At 59.7% G+C, this 24,928-nt stretch carries 21 protein-coding genes; 4 read left to right on the top strand and 17 right to left on the bottom strand.

Annotated elements, in window-relative coordinates; genetic code table 11:
- Position 1: 1 nt before the first annotated feature.
- The 12 genes from CPH89_RS19465 to mtnA form a co-directional block, all read right to left on the bottom strand.
- Positions 2-1,132, bottom strand: a complete 1,131-nt coding sequence (locus CPH89_RS19465; RefSeq protein ID WP_053255104.1) for a DegT/DnrJ/EryC1/StrS family aminotransferase — start codon at positions 1,130-1,132, stop codon at positions 2-4.
- A 1,083-nt stretch (positions 1,133-2,215) separates the two neighbouring features.
- Positions 2,216-2,461, bottom strand: coding sequence for a lipopolysaccharide assembly protein LapA domain-containing protein (locus CPH89_RS19460; protein WP_053255103.1), 246 nt, complete (start codon positions 2,459-2,461; stop codon positions 2,216-2,218).
- A 24-nt stretch (positions 2,462-2,485) separates the two neighbouring features.
- Complete coding sequence (gene ihfB / locus CPH89_RS19455) at positions 2,486-2,782, bottom strand: integration host factor subunit beta (protein ID WP_003218804.1); 297 nt, start codon at positions 2,780-2,782, stop codon at positions 2,486-2,488.
- A 132-nt stretch (positions 2,783-2,914) separates the two neighbouring features.
- Positions 2,915-3,199, bottom strand: coding sequence for a hypothetical protein (locus CPH89_RS19450; RefSeq protein ID WP_053255102.1), 285 nt, complete (start codon positions 3,197-3,199; stop codon positions 2,915-2,917).
- Between the two features lie 160 nt (positions 3,200-3,359).
- Positions 3,360-5,054, bottom strand: coding sequence for a 30S ribosomal protein S1 (gene rpsA / locus CPH89_RS19445; protein ID WP_017136102.1), 1,695 nt, complete (start codon positions 5,052-5,054; stop codon positions 3,360-3,362).
- A gap of 119 nt (positions 5,055-5,173) precedes the next feature.
- Positions 5,174-5,863 carry a (d)CMP kinase gene (gene cmk, locus CPH89_RS19440; RefSeq protein ID WP_016971485.1) on the bottom strand — a complete coding sequence of 230 codons (690 nt, stop codon included), beginning with the start codon at positions 5,861-5,863 and terminating at the stop codon, positions 5,174-5,176.
- A complete protein-coding gene (locus tag CPH89_RS19435) occupies positions 5,860-8,070 on the bottom strand; it encodes a bifunctional prephenate dehydrogenase/3-phosphoshikimate 1-carboxyvinyltransferase (RefSeq protein ID WP_053255101.1) in 2,211 nt (736 codons plus the stop codon). Before CPH89_RS19435 ends, cmk begins: the two co-directional genes overlap by 4 nt.
- Positions 8,071-8,098: 28 nt before the next feature.
- Positions 8,099-9,211: a histidinol-phosphate transaminase gene (gene hisC / locus CPH89_RS19430; protein WP_053255100.1), complete on the bottom strand. Its 1,113-nt coding sequence runs from the start codon at positions 9,209-9,211 to the stop codon at positions 8,099-8,101.
- A 9-nt stretch (positions 9,212-9,220) separates the two neighbouring features.
- Complete coding sequence (pheA, locus tag CPH89_RS19425; protein WP_053255099.1) at positions 9,221-10,315, bottom strand: prephenate dehydratase; 1,095 nt, start codon at positions 10,313-10,315, stop codon at positions 9,221-9,223.
- Positions 10,315-11,400, bottom strand: coding sequence for a 3-phosphoserine/phosphohydroxythreonine transaminase (serC, locus tag CPH89_RS19420; protein ID WP_053255098.1), 1,086 nt, complete (start codon positions 11,398-11,400; stop codon positions 10,315-10,317). The genes pheA and serC overlap by 1 nt, the downstream gene beginning before the upstream one ends.
- A 143-nt stretch (positions 11,401-11,543) precedes the next feature.
- A complete protein-coding gene (gene gyrA / locus CPH89_RS19415; RefSeq protein WP_053255097.1) occupies positions 11,544-14,207 on the bottom strand; it encodes a DNA gyrase subunit A in 2,664 nt (887 codons plus the stop codon).
- Positions 14,208-14,630: 423 nt separating this feature from the next.
- Complete coding sequence (gene mtnA, locus CPH89_RS19410) at positions 14,631-15,701, bottom strand: S-methyl-5-thioribose-1-phosphate isomerase (protein WP_053255096.1); 1,071 nt, start codon at positions 15,699-15,701, stop codon at positions 14,631-14,633.
- Between the two features lie 109 nt (positions 15,702-15,810).
- Here mtnA and CPH89_RS19405 point away from each other — a divergent pair, with 109 nt between their 5' ends.
- The 4 genes from CPH89_RS19405 to CPH89_RS19390 all read left to right on the top strand — a co-directional run bounded on the left by CPH89_RS19405 (position 15,811) and on the right by CPH89_RS19390 (position 19,510).
- Positions 15,811-17,142, top strand: a complete 1,332-nt coding sequence (locus tag CPH89_RS19405) for a TRZ/ATZ family hydrolase (RefSeq protein ID WP_053255095.1) — start codon at positions 15,811-15,813, stop codon at positions 17,140-17,142.
- 63 nt (positions 17,143-17,205) lie between these two features.
- Positions 17,206-17,904 carry a bifunctional 2-polyprenyl-6-hydroxyphenol methylase/3-demethylubiquinol 3-O-methyltransferase UbiG gene (gene ubiG / locus CPH89_RS19400; RefSeq protein WP_003172645.1) on the top strand — a complete coding sequence of 233 codons (699 nt, stop codon included), beginning with the start codon at positions 17,206-17,208 and terminating at the stop codon, positions 17,902-17,904.
- Between the two features lie 4 nt (positions 17,905-17,908).
- A complete protein-coding gene (mupP, locus tag CPH89_RS19395; protein WP_053255094.1) occupies positions 17,909-18,580 on the top strand; it encodes an N-acetylmuramic acid 6-phosphate phosphatase MupP in 672 nt (223 codons plus the stop codon).
- A gap of 189 nt (positions 18,581-18,769) precedes the next feature.
- Entirely contained in the window at positions 18,770-19,510 is a 741-nt protein-coding gene (locus CPH89_RS19390; RefSeq protein ID WP_053255093.1) for a YciK family oxidoreductase, read from the top strand.
- A gap of 151 nt (positions 19,511-19,661) precedes the next feature.
- Here CPH89_RS19390 and CPH89_RS19385 read toward each other — a convergent pair whose 3' ends face one another.
- From CPH89_RS19385 to CPH89_RS19365, 5 genes are read right to left on the bottom strand one after another with little or no spacing between them, the layout of a single operon-like run.
- Complete coding sequence (locus tag CPH89_RS19385) at positions 19,662-21,176, bottom strand: ABC transporter substrate-binding protein (RefSeq protein WP_053255092.1); 1,515 nt, start codon at positions 21,174-21,176, stop codon at positions 19,662-19,664.
- Entirely contained in the window at positions 21,158-22,177 is a 1,020-nt protein-coding gene (locus CPH89_RS19380; protein ID WP_053255091.1) for an ABC transporter ATP-binding protein, read from the bottom strand. Before CPH89_RS19380 ends, CPH89_RS19385 begins: the two co-directional genes overlap by 19 nt.
- Positions 22,174-23,130: an ABC transporter ATP-binding protein gene (locus CPH89_RS19375; RefSeq protein WP_053255090.1), complete on the bottom strand. Its 957-nt coding sequence runs from the start codon at positions 23,128-23,130 to the stop codon at positions 22,174-22,176. The genes CPH89_RS19380 and CPH89_RS19375 overlap by 4 nt, the downstream gene beginning before the upstream one ends.
- The gene (locus CPH89_RS19370) at positions 23,127-23,984 is read right to left on the bottom strand and encodes an ABC transporter permease (protein ID WP_053255089.1); all 858 of its coding nucleotides are present in this window, start codon (positions 23,982-23,984) and stop codon (positions 23,127-23,129) included. Before CPH89_RS19370 ends, CPH89_RS19375 begins: the two co-directional genes overlap by 4 nt.
- A complete protein-coding gene (locus CPH89_RS19365) occupies positions 23,981-24,928 on the bottom strand; it encodes an ABC transporter permease (RefSeq protein ID WP_053255088.1) in 948 nt (315 codons plus the stop codon). Before CPH89_RS19365 ends, CPH89_RS19370 begins: the two co-directional genes overlap by 4 nt.

Raw genomic sequence — 24,928 nt, 5'->3', positions numbered from 1 at the left:
TTCAGGCTTCTGCAGAAAAGCTGTTACAGGCTTCAATAACACCCTGCATCTCGGCATCCGTCATGACCGGGCTCATCGGCAGGCTCAAGACTTCCTGATGAATACGCTCGGTAAGGGGAAACGATTTATTATAAAAATCAGCACCCACATAGGCCTGTTGCTGATGAGGCGGGATCGGGTAATGAATTAATGTTTGAACGCCGGACGCAGTAAGATGAGATTGCAGCTTTTCACGCTGCTCAGAGCGCACGACAAACAGGTGCCAAACATGTGCGGTGTGGCTCATCACGTCAACGTCACCGCCCAAGGGCAGCTTGATCGAAGGGTTGTTTATTCCGGCCATATAAGTGGCCGCCACACGTCGACGCGCTTCGGTCTGGGCCTCCAGGTATTTGAGTTTGACACTCAACATGGCAGCTTGAATCTCATCCAGCCGGCTATTCACGCCCTGGACGAGGTTTTTGTACTTTTCATGTGAACCGTAGTTTCGTAATGCCTGAATCATGCTGACCAAGTCAGCATCACTGGAAGTAATGGCCCCGGCATCACCCAACGCCCCCAGGTTTTTACCTGGGTAGAAGCTGAACCCTGATGCATCCCCCCAGTTACCCGCACACTTACCCTCGATCTGAGCGCCATGCGCCTGAGCAGAGTCTTCCAGCACCAGCAGATTCTCACGCTTGGCGATTGCGTTGATTGCGGGCATATCGGCCAACTGCCCATAGAGATGGACCGGCAGGATCAATCGAGTTTTTTCTGTCAGCGCGCGCTCAACGTTCTTGGGGCAAAGGTTATAGGTATCCTCGTCAGGCTCGACCAAAATCGGTTTTAGATTATTTTCCGTGACGGCCAACAGTGTCGCGATATAAGTATTAGCTGGGACAATCACCTCATCGTGATCCTTGAGCTTTCCCAGCGCTTTCCAAGCGCGAATCGTCAATGTCAGAGCATCCAGCCCGTTGGCTACGCCAACACAGCGGCTCGCGCCCGTGTAGGCGGCGAACTCTTCCTCGAACCGCTTGAGGTGCTCGCCCTGAATATACCAACCCGAGTCAATGACACGTGTGGCAGCGTCCACCAGCTCTTCACGGAGTGTCTTGTTCAATGATTTTAGATCGAGAAATTGAATCATCAAAATTACCTGGCTTCGGTGCTACGTTATTAGGTGCCTGGGGCAAAGTCGGCTTCTGCGCCACTTTTTCGTAGAGGAGAGCTTCCCTGCCACACCCTCACTGCTAACGGTTAGAGACGGGGCGGAAAGAATAACGCGCTTTAGGTTTAAACATAATCATGTCTGAAACACGTCCTTCACCATTCAGATTTTTCCTGTCACCCCAGTGGAATTTTACGTAAACCTTTTCCTACAAAATACGCTACCGGGACAGCACCCAGGGTTCGATGCTGTAACCGCTGGAGCCAAGCAGCCTGGTCTTTGGCTCACACCTTACGGGCTACTCACCCTCGAGCCGGGTGGTTGATTCGTTTTCGCCTAGGCGACTACTACAAAAAAGAAACCCGCGGATGTCGGCAGCTACGCCGTGCTATCAAGGACATGCGGGGGCCCTAGATGATACAGCGCTCACTCTCCAATTCAACAAAACTGAACGATCAAAGCGCTTTTACGCGCTCATGGGTTATCGCAATGATTCTGATCTGCCATATACGGCAAGTAACTCAGCAATCTCCTGCGCTTAAAATTAGTTGCATAGCTCACAAACTTATTATCGATAATGGCTCGATCAAAACGCATGCTCGATAGCGCCAGACACGATAGATGAGCACAACTATTTAAGCTTTATCAGGCGGCAACTTGAGCGATACTTGATTAAGTAATAGCGCATTGCTAAAGCCCACTTGTCGCTGGGCAGTGCAACACGTGACTTGTTTTACATATTGAAATCGCTTTAAACACCGAGCAACACGGCGACGATTTGCGCTAAGGAATCAACGGATTTCTTTGATTGAGCCGCTATGAGGGCAGCGTGCAGAGGCGGGAGAGACGGAGGGAGCAGAGCTCGAATAGCGCCAGGTATGGCTGGAGAGTCCTGGAAACGATATCTATAACAAATTTGCGCGGCACAACTTATACGCATTCAAGAGCAGGTCGCTGCAAGCGAGGACGATCGGAATGGCGAAAACACCAGAAGACTGGCTTGCCACTCCATAGAGCCAGCAGGCTCGGCACTCATCAAGACACCCTCGCAAATGTGCCCGACTAGATGCGTCCCGTTGTGCTCGATTTCTGCCGCCGGCTACGCGAAATCCCAACGCCGAGCAGTGGACCAATCAGCATGCCAATGATCAGCGCCGCCACGACAAAGACCGCTACGGGCATCTGCGCAGTGCCCCAACCGAAAAACGAAAGGGAGACGCTTTGTTGGTTTTCCAACACAAAGCCTAAAACCACCAGTGCAATAACCAATGCCACCAGCACCAGGACAGCGCGCTTAACCCCACGCATAACTTTCTCCTACTTCAAAAAGACTCAGACGCCTTCTTCTTCGTCTTCGTTCACTCGATCACGCAGCTCCTTGCCCGGCTTGAAGTGAGGCACAAACTTACCGTCGAGGCTGACGGATTGCCCGGTCTTCGGGTTACGACCTACACGCGGTGCGCGATAGTGCAAGGAGAAGCTGCCAAACCCACGGATCTCAATTCGGTCTCCGGTGGCCAGACATTGGGACATCTGTTCGAGCATAGTCTTGATAGCCAGCTCCACATCCTTGGATGAAAGCAGCCCTTGATGGGTGACAATTCGTTCGATCAACTCCGACTTCGTCATATTTTTCCCTTCTTTTTCAAGCAGCTAGGAAAAGCGCTTCGAAGGTTTTAGCATGACTCGATGAATTTGAACAGCCCACCCAGCAACTTATCTGCAGCATAGCCAGACACCCGCAACCCACGCTTGGCAGCCTCATTTGCAGATCACCAACATGGTGCGAGTAACAGCGCCGGCGGGGTTCCAGCCGAACAGGTAGTCGCCCTCTTCATCCTTGGCATCACTGGATCGGGTGACGACCTTGTAGCCCTGCATCTTGCATTCCCGAGCCGCGCGTTTCTCGCACTTATCCCAGTTACTGCCAAGGCCCGAGCAGTCGATCTCAATGCCACTAATGCCGCGCTTGGCGTGTGTTTTGGCACTGGTGGCAGAGCAGCCAGCAAGTATTACGACCGCGAGCAAAATGATAAGCCTGTTCATTTAAATCCTTATTGAATCAACAACGCTGCAGCGCTTTTATGAAGAACTATAGTCAGTTCTGACACCCGGCTGCGCAGCTTGGTTCTCATTTGTTGATTCAACGAATTTCAGGCACAAAAAAGGGCGACCGAAGTCGCCCTTTTTAATGGTCGGACAGAACTTAGTTCTGTTTTTCCATTTGTGCACGCAGCAGGTCGCCCAGAGTGGTCGGACCCGAAGCGATGTCAGAGGTCGCTGGCTTGTCGCGCAGGCTCTGGATTGCTTCTTTCTCTTCGATCTCGTCTTTCGACTTGATGGAGAGTTGGATCACGCGGCTCTTGCGGTCAACGCTGATGATCTTGGCTTCTACTTCCTGGCCTTCTTTCAGAACGTTGCGCGCGTCTTCAACGCGGTCACGGCTGATTTCGGAGGCTTTCAGAGTCGCTTCGATATCGTCGGCCAGAACGATGATGGCGCCTTTGGCGTCAACTTCTTTCACAGTGCCTTTAACGATTGCGCCTTTGTCGTTCTCTTGAACGTACTCGGAGAACGGATCGCTTTCCAGTTGCTTGATACCCAGGGAGATGCGCTCGCGCTCTGGGTCAACCGACAGGATAACGGTGTCCAGCTCGTCGCCCTTCTTGAAACGACGAACAGCTTCTTCGCCAACTTCGTTCCAGGAGATGTCGGACAGGTGAACCAGGCCGTCGATGCCGCCGTCCAGACCAATGAAGATACCGAAATCGGTGATCGACTTGATGGTGCCGGAGATTTTATCGCCCTTGTTGAACTGGCCAGAGAAATCTTCCCATGGGTTAGATTTGCACTGCTTGATGCCCAGGGAGATACGACGACGCTCTTCGTCGATGTCCAGAACCATAACTTCCACTTCGTCGCCGACTTGTACGACTTTCGAAGGGTGGATGTTTTTGTTGGTCCAGTCCATTTCGGAAACGTGTACCAGGCCTTCCACGCCTTCTTCCAGCTCAGCGAAGCAGCCGTAGTCGGTCAGGTTGGTAACACGCGCGGTTACGCGAGTGCTTTCTGGGTAACGTGCTTTGATAGCAACCCATGGATCTTCGCCCAGCTGCTTCAAGCCCAGGGAAACGCGGTTGCGCTCACGATCGTACTTCAGAACCTTGACATCGATCTCGTCGCCAACGTTGACGATTTCGGAAGGATGCTTGATACGCTTCCAAGCCATGTCGGTAATGTGCAGCAGGCCATCGACGCCACCCAGATCGACGAATGCGCCGTAATCGGTGAGGTTCTTGACGATACCTTTGACTTGTTGGCCTTCCTGCAGGGATTCCAGCAGAGCTTCACGCTCGGCGGAGTTCTCTGCTTCCAGGACGCTGCGACGGGAAACGACAACGTTGTTGCGCTTCTGGTCGAGTTTGATGACCTTGAATTCGAGTTCTTTGCCTTCCAGGTGCGTGGTGTCGCGCACTGGACGAACGTCGACCAAAGAACCTGGCAGGAACGCACGGATGCCGTTAACGTCGACAGTGAAGCCGCCTTTAACCTTACCGTTGATAACGCCCTTGACCACTTCTTCAGCTGCGAAGGCTGCTTCGAGAACAATCCAGCATTCAGCGCGCTTGGCTTTTTCACGGGACAGCTTGGTTTCACCGAAACCGTCTTCAACCGAGTCCAGAGCAACGTGAACTTCGTCACCGACATTGATAGTCAGGTCGCCAGCATCGTTGTAGAACTGTTCCAGCGGGATCAGAGCTTCAGACTTCAGACCAGCGTGAACGGTTACCCAGCGAGCTTGGTAATCGATATCAACGATAACACCGGTGATGATGGAGCCTGCCTGAAGGTTCAGGGTTTTTAGGCTTTCTTCAAAGAGTTCCGCAAAGCTTTCGCTCATTTTAATTCCTGTTGATAAGGGCGAAGAATACGCCCATCTCCACACCCCAGACGGTGTGGGTTAGTTTCAATTAGAAGAAGCACCGCAGGACTATGACTGGTCCCCTGCAGCCTTCTTGGTCACCCGGCGATATCGCGAATGGCGATTTCACTCAAGATGCGTTCCAGCACCTGCTCGATGGACAACTCCGTGGAATCCAGCTGTATGGCGTCAGCCGCCGGCTTGAGCGGGGCTACCGCACGCTGGGTATCACGCTCATCGCGTGCACGGATCTCATCTAGCAGACTCGACAGACTAACACCATCGACTTTGCCCTTCAACTGCAAGTAGCGGCGACGCGCCCGCTCCTCGGCGCTGGCGGTCAGGAAAATCTTCAGCGGCGCATCCGGAAACACCACGGTGCCCATATCGCGGCCATCGGCCACCAGGCCCGGCGGCTCCTGAAAAGCCCGCTGGCGCTGCAGCAAAGCGTCACGCACGGCCGGCAGCGCGGCAACCTGGGACGCCCAGGAGCCCACTTGTTCATTACGCAGATCATCCGTCACATCGTCCCCTTCCAGGATAATGCGCTGGGGATGACCTTCCGTCGCGCCGACGAACTGCACATCAAGGTGCGCCGCCAGCAACTTCAAGGATTCTTCGTTGGTCAGGTCGACGCCATGGTTGCGTGCGGCAAATGCCAGCAGGCGGTAAAGCGCGCCGGAATCCAGCAGGCACCAGCCCAGGCGCTTGGCCAGGATGCCGGCGATCGTGCCTTTGCCCGAGCCACTTGGCCCGTCGATGGTAATCACCGGTGCTTTGATATTCACAATTTAGCCTCTTGGGCAACACGGATGCCGACTTGGGCACACAGTGTAAGAAAATTCGGAAAAGATGTAGCTACGTTGGCGCAGTCACGGATACGAATCGGCGCCGTCGCCCGCAGGGAAGCCACGCTGAATGCCATGGCAATCCGGTGATCGCCATGGGCAAGCACTTCACCGCCGCCCATCAGGCCACCATCAATGATAATCCCATCAGGTGTCGGTTCACACTTCACGCCCAATGCCAGGAGACCGTCGGCCATGACCTGGATACGGTCGGACTCTTTGACTCGCAGCTCTTGAGCACCGCGCAATACCGTGCGGCCCTCGGCAAAGGCGGCCGCAACAAACAACACCGGGAACTCATCGATAGCCAACGGCACCAACGCTTCGGGAATTTCGATCCCTTTTAGTGCAGCGGCACGCACCCGCAAGTCAGCCACCGGCTCACCGCCAACTTCCCGCAGATTTTCCAGGGTGATGTCCGCGCCCATCAACCGCAGAATATCGATCACCCCGGTACGCGTCGGGTTGACACCAACATGTTCCAGGAGCAACTCGGAGCCTTCGGCAATCGACGCCGCCACCAGGAAGAACGCCGAAGAGGAAATATCCCCCGGCACCTCTATATGTGTAGCGGTCAGCGCATGCCCGGATTCCACCGATGCCATCGCCCCTTCCACCACCACCGGGCAGCCAAACCCACGCAGCATTCGCTCGGTGTGGTCACGGGTCGGCGCAGGCTCGATCACCGAGGTTTTACCCGCGGCATACAACCCGGCCAGCAATAGACAGGATTTGACCTGAGCACTGGCCATCGGCAGCGCATAAGTAACCCCCTTCAAGGCCTGACCACCGCGGATAGTCAACGGCGGGCGCCCCTGCGGGCCGGTCTCGATCACCGCCCCCATCTCCCGCAACGGCTCAGCCACGCGGCTCATCGGGCGCTTGGACAGCGAAGCGTCACCCGTCAGCACACTGTCGAAGCGTTGCGCCGCCAGCAAGCCGGACAACAGGCGCATCGACGTGCCCGAGTTACCCAGGTAGATCGGCCCCGGCGCCGGCTTCAAGCCATGCAGGCCTACCCCATGAATGGTCACGCGCCCATGGTGCGGCCCTTCAATCACAACACCCATGTCGCGAAAAGCCTGCAACGTCGCCAGCGCATCTTCACCTTCGAGGAAACCTTCGATCTCGGTCACGCCATCGGCCAACGAACCGAGCATGATCGAGCGATGCGAGATCGACTTGTCGCCCGGCACCCGGATTTGCCCGCTCAAGCGGCCACCCGGGTTGGCGAGGAAGTTCAGCTCATCGGCGTTCACTGCAGTTTCCATATAAGCCCGGCGAGCCAGGATTTTGCTGAAATGCTCACGTGCCACCCGCGCACGGGTGAATACGCCCAACAATTGATGGCCATCCCCGGCATCGACCGCGTCGCGCAAGGCGTCAAGGTCACTGCGGAAAGTGTCCAGGGTGCGCAACACCGCTTCGCGATTGGCGAGGAAGATGTCGTGCCACATCACCGGGTCGCTGCCGGCAATCCGCGTGAAATCACGGAAGCCACCGGCGGCGTAGCGGAAAATATCGAGGTTCTCGTTACGTTTGGCCAGGGAATCCACCAGACCAAATGCCAGCAAATGCGGCAAGTGGCTGGTCGCCGCCAGCACTTCGTCGTGGCGCTCGACCTGCATATGCTCGACATCCGCGCCCAGCTCGCGCCAAAGACGGTCCACCACCGCCAGCGCTACCGGATCGGTTTGCTCAAGCGGCGTCAGGATCACCTTATGGCGACGGAACAGCTGCGCATTGGAGGCTTCCACCCCGCTCTGCTCGGAGCCGGCAATCGGATGGCCCGGTACAAAGCGTGCAGGCATGCCGCCAAAGGCCCGTTGCGCGGCGCGCACCACATTGCCCTTGGCGCTGCCGACATCCGTCAGGATCGCCTGCCCCAAGTCCATAGCGGCCAGCAAGGCCAGCAACTTCTCCATCGCCAGAATTGGCACGGCGAGCTGGATCACATCGGCGCCCTGGCAAGCGACCGCCAGGTCCGCCTCACAGCGATCCACCACGCCCAGCTCAACCGCCAGCTTGCGCGATTGCGGGTCCAGGTCAACACCGACCACTTCGCCACACAAGCCGCTTTCACGCAGGCCTTTGGCGAAGGAGCCGCCGATCAACCCCAGACCGACCACCACCAGGCGACCGATCATAGGCACAACAGGTTGCAATGCAGTGACATCAACCACGGGCCAGAACCTTGGCCAACGCCTCCAGGAAGCGCGTGTTTTCTGCCGGCAAGCCAATGGTGATACGCAGGTGGTTCGGCATGCCGTAGTTGGCCACCGGGCGCACGATCACGCCTTCGCGCAACAGGCCCTGAAACACCGGCGCAGCCACCTGGCCAAGGTCGACGCAAATGAAGTTGCCCTTGGAAGGGATCCAGCCCAGCCCCAACTCACGGAAACCTTCCTGTAGTTGCAGCATGCCGCTTTCATTGATGCGACGACTTTCTTCCAGGTACTCGGCATCCTTCACCGCCGCACAGGCCGCCGCCAGGGCAAGGCTGTTGACGTTGAACGGTTGGCGCACGCGGTTCAGCACATCGGCGACCACCGCGGTGGACAAGCCGTAACCGACCCGCAGCGACGCCAGGCCATAGGCCTTGGAGAAGGTACGCGAGACCAGCAGGTTGGGGTAAGCCGCAAGGAAATCCAGGCCATCCGGCAGGTCGCTGCCTTCGGCGTACTCGATGTAGGCCTCGTCCAGCACGACCAGCACATGCTCCGGCACATCCTGCAGGAAGTCGTTCAGCGCCTGAGCGTCAAACCAGGTACCGGTCGGGTTGTTCGGGTTGGCGATAAACACCACGCGGGTTTGCGCGTCGATGGCCGCCAGCATGGCCGGCAGGTCATGCCCCCAGTCCTTGGCAGGAATAACCCGCGCGTCGGCACCGACCGCCTGAGTCACGATCGGGTACACCGCAAACGCGTGCTCGCTGAACACCGCATTCAGGCCAGGCGCCAGGTAGGCACGCCCCACCAACTCTAGAATATCGTTGGAACCGTTACCCAACGTCACCTGGTTCAGCTCGACCCGGCAGGTTTGCGCGAGCAGCGACTTGAGGGCAAAACCGTTACCGTCCGGATAGCGCGTAAGCTCAGCCAACTCGTCACGAATCGCCGCCAACACTTTGGGGCTCGGGCCCAACGGGCTTTCGTTACTGGCCAGCTTTACGATCCTGGACGGGTCCAGGTTCAACTCACGCGCCAGCTCGTCCACAGGCTTGCCCGGAACGTAGGGCGACAGTTGTTGCACGCCCGGCTGAGCCAGGGCGAGGAAGTTGCCACTCATGTTAAAGCCTCACAAAACCGCTTTCGGGTAAGAGCCCAGCACCTTGAGTGCCACGGCTTCCTGACTGATTTTCTCCAGCACACCTTTAACCAGTGGGTCGCGGTGATGGCCGACGAAGTCGATAAAGAACACATACGTCCATTTACCGCTGCGCGAAGGACGTGTCTCGATTCGCGTCAGGTCAATCCCGTTATCGTGGAACGGCACCAGCAGCTCATGCAGCGCGCCGGGCTTGTTGCTCATGGAGACGATGATTGAAGTCTTGTCATCGCCCGTCGGCGGCACTTCCTGGCTGCCGATCATCAGGAAGCGCGTGGAGTTGTCCGGGCGATCCTCGATTTTCTCGGCCAGGCGCGTCAGGCCATACAGGCCAGCGGCCATGTCGCCGGCAATCGCCGCCGAATTCCACTCACCCTTGATCCGCTTGGCCGCTTCGGCGTTGCTGGACACCGCCACGCGCTCGACATTCGGGTAATGCGCGTCCAGCCACTTGCGGCATTGAGCCAGCGATTGCGCGTGGGAATAGATGCGGCTGATGCTGTCGGTCTTGGTGTTCTCGCCCACCAACAAGTGGTGGTGGATGCGCAGCTCGACTTCGCCGCAGATCACCATGTCGTGCTCAAGGAAGCTGTCCAACGTGTGGTTGACGGCGCCTTCGGTGGAGTTTTCCACCGGCACCACGCCAAAATTCACCGCACCGGCCGCCACTTCACGGAACACTTCGTCGATCGCCGCCATCGGCTTGCTGATCACGGCGTGGCCGAAGTGCTTCATGGCCGCCGCCTGGGTGAAGGTGCCTTCAGGGCCGAGATACGCCACTTTCAGCGGCTGCTCCAGCGCCAGGCATGACGACATGATTTCACGGAACAACCGCGCCATCTCCTCGTTGCCCAACGGGCCCTTGTTGCGCTCCATCACGCGCTTGAGCACCTGGGCTTCGCGCTCAGGCCGGTAGAACACCGGCACTTCGCCTTCAGCCAGTGAGGCCATTTTTACCCGTGCTACTTCCTGGGCGCACCGCGCGCGCTCACTGATCAGCTCCAGGACTTTCTCGTCCAGGCTGTCAATGCGTACGCGCAGGGCCTTGAGTTCTTGCTCAGACATTAGCCGTGTTCCTTTTCGAACTCTGCCATGTAGGAAATCAGCGCCTTGATGGCGTTGATATCGACAGCGTTGTAGATGGAGGCGCGCATGCCACCTACCGAGCGGTGGCCCTTGAGGTTCAGCAAGCCGCGCTCGTCGGCACCGGCCAGGAAGGGCTTGTCCAGACGGTCGTCAGCCAGGCGGAACGGCACGTTCATCCACGAGCGGTCGGTGAGGTTGATCGGGTTGCTGTAGAGGCCGCTGGCGTCGATGAAGTCATACAGCGTGCGCTGCTTCTCTTCGTTAAGCTTACCCATGGCCGCCACGCCGCCCTGCTCTTTCAGCCACTCGAACACCAGGCCCGAGAGATACCATGCAAAGGCCGGCGGGGTGTTGTACATCGAACCGTTATCGGCCGCGACCTTGTAGTTGAGCATGGTCGGGCACACCGAACGCGCACGCCCCAGCAGGTCTTCGCGGATGATGTTGACCAGAATACCGCTCGGGCCGATGTTCTTCTGCGCACCGGCGTAGATCATGCCGTACTTGGACACATCGATCGGGCGCGACAGAATGTCCGAAGACATGTCACACACCAACGGCACGTCGCCCACTTCCGGCACCCAGTCGAACTCCAGGCCGCCAATGGTTTCGTTGGCGACGTAGTGAACGTAGGCGGCGTTCTTGGACAACTTCCACTCGTTCTGACCGGGAATGGCGAAGTAGTCGTAAGGCTTGGCGGTGCCCGCCACGTTGACGTGGCCGTAGCGCGACGCTTCTTCAATCGCCTTCTGGCCCCAAATGCCGGTGTCGATATAGTCGGCAGTGCCTTGTTCGGGCAACAGGTTCAGCGGGATTTGCGCGAACTGCTGGCTGGCGCCGCCTTGCAGGAACAGCACTTTGTAATTGGAGGGGATGTCCAGCAAGTCGCGCAGATCCTGCTCGGCCTTGGTGGCAATGGACACGAACTCATCGCTGCGATGGCTCATTTCCATCACGGAGAGGCCTTTTCCATGCCAGTCGAGGAGTTCACCCTGCGCGCGCTGCAGGACTGCTTCAGGAAGCGCCGCGGGACCGGCACAGAAGTTATAGGCTCTCTTGCTCACATCCAATCTCACTCTGATCTGGTGGTAGTCACGCAAACATATCAGCCGACACCCGATCCCACACTGGATCTCCATGGCTGTCGATATTTCCATACGGACAAACAACAAGGGGGCGAATCTTCATCCGCCCCCTGTGTGTCCGCTTATTCCTGCGGTTCTTCTTCGTCTGCGGCAGCATCGAGGGTTGGCTCGTCGACGTTGTCATCGCCTGCTGCGATCACCTCGCCATCGAATACCGCACCTTCCTCGCCTTCCAGCTCTTCGCCTTCGACTTCCGATGGCTCCTGGACACGCTCCAGGCCGACCAGAGTTTCGTCGCTGGCCAGCTTGATCAGCGTCACGCCCTGGGTGTTACGGCCCAGGCTCGACACTTCAGCCACACGTGTACGCACCAAAGTACCCTGGTCGGAAATCAGCATGATTTCCTCGCCGTCGAGCACCTGGACCGCGCCGACCAGACGGCCGTTGCGATCGTTGCTGACCATGGCGATTACGCCCTGGCCGCCACGTTTGTACTCCGGGAACTCGCTGATGGCGGTGCGCTTGCCATAACCACGCGCCGAAGCGGTAAGGATCTGGCTGCCTTCTTCCGGGATCAGCATCGAAATCAGCTTCTGCCCTTCCGGCAGACGCATGCCGCGCACACCGCGGGCGGTACGGCCCATGGCGCGAACGTCGGATTCCTTGAAGCGCGTCACTTTGCCGCCGTCGGAGAACAGCATGACTTCACGCTCACCATCGGTGATCGCGGCGGAAATCAACACGTCGCCTTCGTCCAGCTCGAGGGCGATCAGGCCCACACTGCGTTGACGGCTGAAGGATTCCAGCGGGGTCTTCTTCACAGTACCTTTGGCGGTGGCCATGAAGATGAAGTGACCTTCGGTGTACTCATCGACCGGCAGCATGGTGGTGATGTATTCATCACTGTCCAGCGGCAGCAGGTTGACCAATGGACGACCACGGGCGGCACGCGAGGCCTCCGGGATTTCATAGGTTTTCAGCCAGTACACCTTGCCCTTGCTGGAGAACAGCAGCAGCGTGGTGTGACTGTTGGCAACCAGCAGGTGAGCGATGTAGTCCTCATCCTTCACGCCAGTCGCCGATTTGCCTTTACCGCCACGACGCTGGGCCTGGTACGCAGCCAAAGGCTGAGTCTTGGCGTAGCCACCGTGGGAAATGGTCACAACGCGCTCTTCTTCCGGGATCATGTCACCCAGGGTCAGGTCGAGACGGGCATCAAGGATTTCGGTGCGGCGCACGTCGCCGTATTCGGCGCGGATCACTTCCAGCTCTTCGCGGATCACTTCCATCAGGCGCACGGCACTGTTGAGGATGCGGATCAGCTCGCCGATCTGGTTGAGGATCTCCTGGTACTCGGCCAGCAGCTTCTCGTGCTCCAGGCCAGTCAGGCGGTGCAGACGCAGCTCGAGGATGGCCTGAGCCTGCTCCGGCGACAGGAAGTACTTGCCGTCGCGCAGACCGTATTGCGGGTCGAGGGTCTCGGGACGGCAGGAGTCGGCACCGGCGCGTTCAACCATCGCCACCACGGCGCTGGATTCCCACGGCATCTTGATCAGGGCTTCTTTCGCTTCCGACGGCGTCGGCGAAGCCTTGATCAGCGCGATAACCGGGTCGATGTTCGACAGTGCAACCGCCTGACCTTCCAGGATGTGGCCGCGCTCGCGGGCCTTGCGCAGTTCGAACACGGTACGGCGGGTCACCACTTCGCGGCGGTGACGCACGAAGGCTTCCAGCAGGTCCTTGAGGTTCAGGATGCGCGGGCGGCCGTCGATCAGTGCAACCACGTTGATGCCAAACACGCTTTGCAGCTGGGTCTGGGCGTAGAGGTTGTTGAGGATCACCTCAGGCACTTCGCCACGACGCAGCTCGATCACCACGCGCATACCGTCTTTGTCGGACTCGTCGCGCAGTTCGGTGATGCCTTCCAGCTTCTTCTCTTTAACCAGCTCGGCGATCTTCTCGATCAGACGCGCCTTGTTCAGCTGGTAAGGGAGTTCGGTGATGACGATCTGCTGACGGCCACCGACCTTGTCGATGTCTTCGATCATCGAGCGGGCGCGCATGTAGATGCGGCCGCGACCGGTACGGTAGGCTTCGATGATACCGGCGCGACCGTTGATGATCGCGGCGGTCGGGAAGTCCGGGCCGGGGATGTATTGCATCAGCTCATCGACGGTCAACTCGGGGTTGTCGATGAGGGCCAGGCAACCGTCGATGACTTCACCGAGGTTGTGCGGCGGAATGTTGGTGGCCATGCCCACGGCGATACCGCTGGAGCCGTTGACCAGCAGGTTGGGAATACGGGTCGGCATGACCGCCGGGATCATTTCGGTGCCGTCGTAGTTCGGCACCCAGTCCACGGTTTCTTTGTGCAGGTCGGCCAGCAGCTCGTGCGCCAGCTTGGTCATGCGCACTTCGGTGTATCGCATGGCCGCAGCGTTGTCGCCGTCGACCGAACCGAAGTTACCCTGGCCGTCTACCAGCAGGTAGCGCAGGGAAAACGGCTGAGCCATCCGAACGATGGTGTCGTACACCGCAGTGTCGCCGTGAGGGTGATACTTACCGATCACGTCACCGACAACACGGGCAGATTTCTTGTACGGCTTGTTCCAGTCGTTACCCAGCTCGCTCATCGCGAACAGCACACGCCGGTGCACGGGCTTCAAGCCATCGCGCGCATCAGGCAGTGCTCGACCGACAATTACGCTCATCGCGTAGTCGAGGTAGGACTGTTTCAGCTCGTCTTCGATATTGACCGGGAGGATTTCTTTGGCCAGTTCGCCCATGAGAAGCCTGATTCCTTTTTCGGGTGAAACCTCGTCACATCCTATGGGACGAACGAAGCTCGCCGCTGCCGGCAGAGTGCCTGACAACGACTTACGACAAATCAACGAGTTATGACACGGATCTGCACGTTATAGGCAACCCCTCGGGGCAGCCCTGGAAACCGCCGGATGTTATCACAATCGCCGCCACGCACCTATCCCCCAGATGCGCATGGAGCATAGTAAGTTGACGGATGACAGGCTTGAGGGCGACGAGAGGGGCTCAGAGATAGGGTGGTGCTATTTTTCCGGTGCAGATCCGAGGGGTTTATTGACTTTTAAGGCCAATCGCGGGCAAGCCCGCTCCCACATTTTGGATGTGCCCACCTATCAAAGGCGGAAACTGGCTTGCCGGTGATAGCGACGCCACAGACAGCAAAGCCTTTAATGCAGCCGCTTACGGCACATCAACTTGGCCAACTTCGCCGTATCCGGCCGCTCGACAATGCCTTTTTCGGTCACGATCACATCAATCAGATCGGCCGGGGTGACGTCGAACACAGGATTAAGGGCAGCCACATCCAACCGCTGCCCCATAACATCCAGCAACTCGCCGGGATCACGCTCTTCCAGGGCGACGTCATCGCCAGTGGCCATCATCAAATCGAGTGTCGAGCTTGGCGCCACCACCATGAAGCGTACGCCATGGTGCATGGCACAGACGGCCAGCTGATACGTACCGATCGTACTGACCACATCACCGTTGGCCGCAATGCAGTCGGCGCCGACAATCACCCAGGTCACGCCCTTGGTCTTGAGAATATGCGCGCCGGCCGAGTCAGCATTTACCGTGACCGCAATACCGTCTGCCGCCAACTCCCACGCCGTCAGCCGCGAACCTTGCAGCCAGGGGCGGGTTTCATTGACATAGACATGCTCGACCAAGCCCTCCAGGAAGGCCGCGCGAATCACCCCGAGGGCCGTGCCGACACCGCCGGTGGCCAAGGCGCCGGCATTGCCATGGGTCAGGATCGCCTGGGCATTGCCCTGATGCTTGCGAATCCGATCAAGGCCCAATTGGGCCATGACGAGGTTGGCTTCCCGGTCGCTTTCATGAATCGCGATGGCTTCGGCTTCCAGCACGGCCAGCGGGTCGGCGGATTTCTTCACGCGGTCCAGGCGATCGCGCATGCGCTTCAAGGCCCAGAACAGGTTCGACGCCGTCGGGCGACTATCAGCCAGTAACGCGTAGTCTTCTTCCCACGCCGCCTGCCAGTCAGCCCCTTCGGCGATCCGTTCACGCGCGGCGAGCACCAGACCATAGGCGGCGCTGATGCCGATTGCAGGTGCCCCGCGCACCACCATGGCCCGAATGGCGTCAGCCACTTCAGCCGCGGTGGCGCAGACCACCCAGGTTTCCCGGGACGGCAAGGCACGCTGATCGAGCAGGTGCAGTGCGCCATCACGCCATTCGATGGCCTTCACTTTCTCTGCCGCTAACAGTCGGTCGCGCATCCCTTACCCCGCACTCATGAACAAAAGCCGCCGATTATAGCGATCCGCCAGCCAGGACGCTCGGGTATACTTCGCCCTTCTTTTATAGCTGCCCGAGAAGAAGCCTGCGATGACCTCCACTGCCGCCCCGCTCGACCTGTTGCTGCTGCCCACCTGGCTGGTACCTGTCGAACCTGCCGGCGTGGTGCTCAAGGAACATGGCCTGGGCATCCGCGATGGGCGCATTGCCTTTATCGGCCCGCGGGCTGCGGCCTTGAAGCTGACGGCCAGCGAGGTGCGCGAGCTGCCGGGCATGTTGCTCAGCCCCGGCTTGATCAATGCCCACGGCCACGCCGCGATGAGCCTGTTTCGCGGCCTGGCCGACGACCTGCCGCTGATGACCTGGCTGGAAAAGCACATCTGGCCCGCCGAGGCCAAATGGGTCGATGAAGCCTTCGTGCGCGACGGCACCGACCTGGCCATCGCCGAGCAGCTCAAAGGTGGCATCACCTGCTTTTCCGACATGTACTTCTACCCCAAGGTCGCCAGCGACTGCGTGCACAACAGCGGTATGCGCGCGCAAATCGCAATTCCGATCCTCGACTTCCCGATTCCCGGCGCCAGCAGCGCCGATGAGGCCATTCGCCAGGGCGTGGAACTGTTCGGCGACCTCAAGCACCACCCGCGCATCAAGATCACCTTCGGCCCCCACGCGCCATACACCGTGTGCGATGAAAACCTGGAAAAAATCCGCGTGATCGCCGAAGAACTCGACGCGTCCATCCACATGCACGTGCACGAAACCGCCTTCGAGGTGCAGCAGGCCGTCGAGCGGACCGGTGAACGCCCACTGGCGCGCCTGGGTCGCCTCGGCCTGCTCGGCCCGCGCTTCCAGGCCGTACACATGACCCAAATCAGCGAGGATGACCTGGCTTTGCTGGTAGAAAGCAACACCAGTGTCATCCATTGCCCGGAATCGAACCTGAAACTGGCCAGCGGCTTTTGCCCGGTGGAGCGTCTGTGGCAGGCTGGCGTGAATGTGGCGATCGGCACCGACGGTGCCGCCAGCAACAATGACCTGGACTTGCTGGGCGAAACCCGTACCGCAGCGATGCTGGCCAAGGCCGTTGCCGGCTCGGCCACCGCGCTGGATGCCCACCGCGCCCTGCGCATGGCCACACTCAACGGTGCGCGATCCATGGGCCTGGAGGCCGAGATCGGCTCGCTGGAGGTCGGCAAGGCTGCCGATATCGTGGCCTTTGATCTTTCGGGGCTGGCGCAACAACCGATCTACGATCCGGTCTCACAGCTTATATATGCCACCGGACGCGATTGTGTGAAACACCTTTGGGTCGCCGGCAAGCAGTTGCTCGACAACCGGCAATTGACCCGCATGGATGAGCCACAGTTGACCGCCACGGCCATTGCCTGGGGCCAACGGATCAGCGGGCACAGCGAATAACGCAGGGTTTGAACCTACGCTTCAACACCTGCAAACCGATTTATCAGATTTAGAGGATTTACCATGAGCAACGTCGACCACGCTGAAATCGCCAAATTCGAAGCCCTTGCCCACCGCTGGTGGGACCGCGAAAGCGAGTTCAAACCCCTGCACGACATCAACCCGCTGCGGGTCAACTGGATTGACGAACGGGTTAACCTGGCCGGCAAGAAGGTGCTCGACGTCGGTTGCGGCGGCGGCATTCTCAGCGAGGCGATGGCCCAGCGCGGCGCCACCGTCATGGGCATCGACATGGGCGAAGCCCCGCTGGCCGTGGCCCAGTTGCACCAACTGGAATCCGGCGTGAGCGTGGAATACCGCCAGATCACCGCCGAAGCCCTGGCCGAAGAAATGCCCGAGCAGTTCGACGTGGTCACCTGCCTTGAAATGCTCGAGCACGTGCCGGACCCGTCTTCGGTGATTCGCGCGTGCTTTCGCATGGTCAAGCCGGGCGGCCAGGTGTTCTTCTCCACCATCAACCGCAACCCCAAGGCCTACCTGTTCGCGATCATCGGCGCCGAATACATCATGAAGCTGCTGCCGCGTGGCACCCACGACTTCAAGAAATTCATCCGCCCGTCCGAGCTGGGTGCCTGGAGCCGTCAGGCCGGGCTGACCGTCAAAGACATCATCGGCCTGACCTACAACCCGCTGACCAAGCACTACAAGCTGGCCAGCGACGTGGACGTCAACTACATGATCCAGACCCTGCGCGAGGAGTAAGCCTGTGAAGTTGCGAGCGGTTCTCTTCGACATGGACGGTACCTTGCTGGACACCGCGCCGGACTTCATCGCGATCTGCCAGGCCATGCGCGCCGATCGCGGCCTGGCGCCGATCAACGACCAGCACATCCGCGATGAAATCTCCGGCGGGGCACGGGCGATGGTTGCCGTGACCTTCTCGATGGACCCCGAATCCCCTGGTTTTGAAGCGCTGCGCCTGGAGTTTCTGGAGCGCTATCTCAAGGGCTGCGCCATCCACAGCAAACTGTTCGACGGCATGGCCGAGTTGCTGGAAGACATCGAGAAATCCAAGCTGGTCTGGGGTGTGGTCACCAACAAACCGTTGCGCTTTGCCGAACCGATCATGCAGCAACTGGGCCTGGCCGAGCGTTCCGCGCTACTGATCTGCCCGGACCACGTGAAGAACAGCAAGCCGGACCCGGAGCCGCTGATCCTGGCGTGCAAGATGCTCGACCTGGACCCGGCCAGCGTGCTGTTCGTGGGCGATGACTTGCGTGATATCGAGTCCGGCCGTGACGCCGGCACGCGCACTGCCGCGGTCACGTTCGGCTACATCCACCCGGACGACAACCCACGCAACTGGGGCGCCGATGTCGTGGTGGATCACCCGTTGGAACTGCGCAAGGTGCTGGATAACGCACTGTGCAGTTGCTGATTGCTCACCGGTCCTGCTGACCTATGAAGACCCGATGTGGGAGGGGGCTGGCGCCCGATAGCGGTAGGTCAGTGATTGATACAGGGCCTGACACTCTGCAATCGGGAGCAAGCACCCTCCCACATTAGGATTTGTGTACTGTTCTTGGTTCAGTGTTTGTAAACCTACTGAACTCTGTCGAGGCTATTTATGTTTGATTACTCCGCACGTCCAGAACTGCTCAAAGGCCGCGTGATCCTGGTAACCGGCGCCGGTCGCGGGATTGGCGCGGCGGCGGCAAAAACCTACGCCGCCCATGGCGCCACTGTGCTGTTGCTGGGCAAGACCGAAGCCAACCTGGCCGAGGTGTACGACGCGATCGAAGCCGCCGGCCAACCGCAACCGGTGGTGATTCCGTTCAACCTGGAGACCGCCCTGCCCCATCAATACGATGAGCTGGCCGCGATGATCGAAAAAGAATTCGGCCGCCTCGACGGCCTGCTGCACAACGCCTCGATCATCGGCCCACGCACGCCGATCGAGCAGTTGTCCGGTGAGAATTTCATGCGCGTGATGCACGTCAACGTCAACGCGATGTTCATGCTGACCAGCACGCTGTTGCCGCTGCTCAAGCTGTCCCAGGATGCCTCGGTGGTGTTCACCTCCAGCAGCGTCGGGCGCAAGGGCCGGGCGTACTGGGGCGCTTATGGCGTGTCGAAGTTTGCCACTGAAGGCCTGATGCAAACCCTGGCCGACGAGCTCGAAGACGTGGCCTCGGTACGCTCCAACAGCATCAACCCGGGCGGTACCCGCACCAGCATGCGCGCCCAGGCGTACCCCGGTGAAAACCCGATGGAGCGGCCAGCGCCGGAAGAGATCATGCCGGTTTACCTCTACCTGATGGGCCCGGACAGTGCCGGGATCAATGGGCAGGCGTTTGATGCGCAGTAAAACCTGACACAGCACAAATCAAACGGTGGAACCGGGTTTAAGTGGGAGCTGGCTTGCCTGCGATGGCATCCCCGCGGTGTATCTGACATACCGAGTTGATGCCATCGCAGGCAAGCCAGCTCCCACATTGGTTTGCGGTGTATCTGGGCGTTTAGTTTTTCACCACGTCCTCAAGGGTAAAGCGCCCCAGCGGGTTTTGCAGGAAGTTACTCACATTCTTGCGTGAGATGTTGATGTACGGGCTGTAGTACAGATCAATCCAGTTCACATCCTGTTTCGCCAGTTTCTGCAACTCCACATACATCTGCTCGCGCTTGACCGGGTCGGCCTCGATCCGCGCGGCCGCCACCAGGTCCTTGACCTTGTCATTCTTGTAGCGGGTCATGTAGTTCTGGTTGGTGTCATGGCCGAGTACGAACGTGGTTTTCTGGTCCGGGTCGAGAATGTCGTTGGTCCAGTACATCACTGAAATGTCGTACTCACCGTCCACCAGCATCTGCCAACTTTGCGTCGGGTCGACTTTCTGCAGGTTGGCGGTCACGCCGACCTTGGCCAACTGGTCCTTGATGATCACCGCAATCTGCTCATCCGCTTCGTTGCCGGCGTTGACCACGTAGTTGAGCTTCAAATCCTTGGCCCCGGCCTCCTCCAGCAGTTTCTTGGCGGCGGTCGGGTCATACGGGCGCTGCAGGTTGTTGGCATAGTGGAACAGCGAGCCTTTCGGGATGTAGGAATAGGCCACGGTGCCCTGACCGTAAGTCGCAGTCTTCACCAGCGATTGTTTGTCGATGGCCATGTCCAGCGCCTCGCGCACCGGCTGCTTGGCCAGCAGACCGTGGGCGTGGTTGATCAGCAGGTGATCTTCGCGGGTGGACGGGTCGGAGTGGATCACCACGTTTTTATCTTTCTTCAGTTCTTCCACGCGGGAGAACGGCACGAAGATCGCCGTGTCGAGTTCGTTGTTCTGCACCATGCGCATGCGCGTGTTGTCGTCCGTCACGGAGACCCACTCCACGCCATCCAGGCTGACGTTCTTGGCCTGCCAGAAGTTCGGGTTCTTTTTCAGGATGACGCGATCGCCCTTGCGCCACTCCTCGACGGTGAACGCGCCGGACGTCACCGGGTTTTCCGAGTAGGCGTCTTCGCCCATTTTGGTCATGGCTTTTTCCGACAGGATCGATACCGTCGGCGAGGCCAATTGCGAGAGGAACGCAACGGCCGGGGTTTTCAGGGTGACCACCAGCGTTTGCGGGTCGGCAGCCTTGGCCGTGTTGATCAGGCTGAACGGATCGCTCCACAGCGAGGCCTTGTTATCGCGGATGCGCAACAGGCTGAACGCGGCGTCGGCGGCGGTGATCGGCGAGCCATCGGAGAACGTCGCCTCACGCAGCTTGAAGGTGTAGGTCAGGCCATCCTTGGAGATCTCCCAGCTTTCTGCCAGGCCCGGCTCCATCTTAGTGCCCAGGTTATCCACGCGCACCAGGGTGTCGTAGACGTTGGCGAACACCCAGGTGTCGCGGTTTTGCGCGCTTTTGATCGGATCGAAGGTGGTGCTGTCTTCACGGCAGCCGATGGTCAGCACGCCAGCGGCGTGTGCCAACCCGGCAGTGAGGGACCACGCGGTCAATGTAGCTGCGGCGAGCAACTTCAAGTGGCGGGATTGCATGTCATAACTCCTTGTTCATGAATGGCAGAAAGGGTCAAAGGTGCTTCAAGCACGCAACTGTATCGATGCTCGTGCAGGAAATGAGTAGGCGGCAACACCACGGAACACATCGTCCGGGCATAGCGGCAACGCGGGTGAAAGGCGCAACCTGCGGGCACATTCAACGGGCTCGGCGGCTCACCCGGCAACGGCTCTGCTGGCAAGGGCCGACGCGGATCAATCTCGGGAATCGCCTCGATCAGCGCCGCCGTGTAAGGATGGCGCGGTGCGGTAAACACCGCCTCCACCGGCCCTTCCTCAACGATTTTGCCCAGGTACATCACCGCCACGCGGTCGCACAGGCGGCGCACGATGGCCAGGTCATGGGCGATAAACAGAATCGCCAGGTTCATGCGCTGTTGCAGTTCCAGCAACAGGTTGATGATCTGGCCCTGAATCGACACATCCAATGCCGCCACGCACTCATCGGCGATGATCAAGCGCGGCTCCACCGCCAGCGCCCGAGCGATACCGACACGCTGGCATTGGCCACCACTGAGTGAACCGGGTTTGCGGCTGGCCAACTCGGGGCGCAGGCCGACCAGTTCGAGCAATTCATGCACGCGCTGGGGAATTTGCTCTGGCGCGGCTTTGCGGTGCACCCGCAGCACTTCGGCAAGCGTTTCGCCAAGGGTGTGGCGCGGGTTCAGGGCGGCGTAAGGGTCCTGGAAAATCATCGCGGTTTCATGGCGCAGGCGAGCGATGTCGATAGCGCTGCCATGGGCCATGTCGACGCCATCGAACAACACCTGCCCGGCGCTGATCGGGTTGAGGTGCAAAATTGCCCGGCCCAGAGTGCTTTTGCCACTGCCGGATTCGCCCACCAGGCCCAGGGTCTCACCGGCGGCGAGGGTCAGCGACACCCCGTTCACCGCCCTCACCCACTGTTTTTTCAGGCCGAACAAACCGCTGCCGGACGCCGCAAAGCGCACCTCCAGGTCCTTGATCTGCAACAGGCTCATGGGCGGCCTCCCAAGGGATAGTGACACGCCACCCGCGCGCCTTCCGGCAGCCGCTCGGTGCACAAGGCGCCCACCTGCGGGCAGCGCGGGTTGAACCGGCAACCGGCGGGCAAGGCATCCAGCAACGGCGGCTGGCCAGCAATGGTGCGCAGCAAGGCGTGACCGCCGCTGTGGGCGGGCTGGCAATCGATCAGGCCGGCGGTGTACGGGTGCTGTGGATGGGCCAGCACGTCGTGCTTGCTGCCGTGTTCACAGAGGCGCCCGGCATACATCACCGCGATCGAGTCACAGGTTTGCGCCACGACGCCGAGGTCGTGGGTGATCATGATCATCGACAGGCCACGCTGGTCGCGCAGGTCCAGCAACAGGCGCAGGATTTGCGCCTGCACGGTCACATCCAGCGCGGTGGTCGGCTCGTCGGCAATCAGCACTTTCGGGTTGCAGCCAAGGGCCACGGCGATCATTGCCCGCTGACGCATGCCGCCGGAAAACTCGTGAGGGTAGTTGTCGACTCGCGCCTTGGGATCGGGAATCCCGACCTGGCGCAGCACCTCGATGGCGAGCAGGCGTGCGTCTTTTTTTGACGCGCCTTGATGCAGCCGAATACCTTCGGCGATCTGCTCGCCGATACGCATCAGCGGGTCAAGATGGCTGCTGGGGTTCTGGAAGATCATGCCCAGTTGCCCGCCCCGCACCGCACGCATACCAGGATCATCCAGTTGCAATAGATCGCGACCGGCCAGGCGCACGGCACCGCCTTGTACGCGCAGATTGGCCGACGGCAACAGGCGCATCAGGCCGCGACAGGCCAGGGTCTTGCCCGAGCCACTCTCGCCGACCAGGCCGAGGATTTCGCCTTCGGCCAGGTCGAAGGACACCCGGTCAACCAGGGTGACATCACGCCCGGCGTTATGGGCGATCACGCTGAGGTCCTGCACTTGAAGCAGGCTCATGATCGATCCCCCAACACTTGCGCCACGCCATCGGCCAACAGGCTGAAACCCATGGCCAGGGTGACGATGGCCAGCCCCGGAAAGGTGCAAATCCACCAGGCGGTGGTGATGAACGCCTGCCCTTCGGCCACCATCGTGCCCCACTCGGCCGTCGGCGGTTGCACACCCAGGCCCAGGTAGCTCACGGCGGCGCCGTTGAGCAGCACCAGCACCGCGTCGGACATGGAAAACACGATCGAGCCAAACATCGCGTTGGGCAACAAATGCCGGAACAGAATGCGCCCGTGGCCAAAGCCCAGGCTCTTGGCGGCCAGGGCGAAGTCGCTCTCCTTGAGCACCAGGATCTGTGAGCGGATCAGCCGCGCATACGACACCCAGCCCACCAGCGCCATGGCGATATAGAAGCTCTTCAAGCCCGGGCCGAGAATGGCCATGATCGCCAGCATCAGCACCAGGAACGGGAACGCGAGAATCACATCGATCACGCGCATGCAGACGCTGTCGAAACGACCGCCCATGTAGCCGGAGACGGCGCCGACGAAGGTGCCGATCATGAACGGGAAGATCACGCCGATGATGGCCAGTTGCAAGTCGATGCGCGCGCCCCAGACCACCCTCGAAAGGATGTCCCTGCCGTAGTTATCCGTGCCGAACGGATGGGCCATGCTGGGGGCCAACAAGCTGATATCGGTGTTTTGCGCAACCGGGTCAAACGGCGCTACCCACGGCGCAACCAGTGCCAGGGCAAGCCAGGCCAACACAATCAACAGCCCCCACGCAGCGGTCAGTCGACCGTCGCGAAAACCAAAACGCAGGCGCAAACGCCACGGGGCAATCAGTGGGCGGCTGCTCATTGCATGTTCACCCGTGGGTCGAGGGCCACCGTGACCACGTCGGCGACGAAGTTGACCACCACCGTCGCACACGCCAGCACCATGGCCACGCCCTGCACCACCATGTAGTCACGGGTGAAGATGCCGCGCACCAGCAATTGGCCGATGCCAGGAATCGCGAACAGGCTTTCAATGACCACGGTGCCGCTGATCAACCAACCGATATTCACCGCCAGCAGGTTGACCGCCGGTACCAGGGAGTTGGGCAGCACGTGGCGACGGAACACGGCGGCCTCCGGCAGCCCGCGTGCCCGGGCGGCGGTGACATGGTCGGCCTGCAACTCCATCAGCATGCTCGCACGCAGGTTACGGACCAACACCGCCGACAGCGCCAGGGCGATGGTCAAACAGGGCAGCAGCATATGGTGAGCCTTATCCAGCCAGCTGCGCCCGTAGCCGGACACCGGGAACAGGCCCCACTTCACGCTCAGCAACAAAATCAACATCAGGCCCAGCCAGAACGCCGGCATGCCCAGGCCAACCGTGGTGAACACGCGGATCAGGTTGTCTGCCCAGCCGCCTTTATTGCGCGCCGCCACCGTCGCCAGCGGCAGCGCAATCAACAGCGCGAGCAGCACACTGCCGAGCACCAGCACCAGGGTCGGTTCGATCCGCGTGACAATCAGCTTCAAAGCGTCAACCTTGTACAGCAGCGACTGGCCGAGATCGCCCTTGAGCAGGTTCTTGAGGAAGTAGAAATACTGCAGCCACAACGGTTGATCCAGGCCGTACTGGGCGCGGATTTTCAGCAACGCATCCGGGGTACTGCGTGAACCCAGCAAGGCGCGCGCCGGGTCACCGGGGATCGAACGCACCAGCACAAAGGTGATCAGGCTGATGCCAAACAACACCGGCAGCAATTGCAGCGGCCGGGACAGCACAAAACGGTAACGCGCCAGGTTCAT

Source organism: Pseudomonas fluorescens (assembly GCF_900215245.1).
Classification (GTDB): Bacteria; Pseudomonadota; Gammaproteobacteria; order Pseudomonadales; family Pseudomonadaceae; genus Aquipseudomonas; species Aquipseudomonas fluorescens.
Note: the sequence above shows the minus strand (reverse complement) of the source record. Positions and strands in the feature narration are given on the sequence as shown.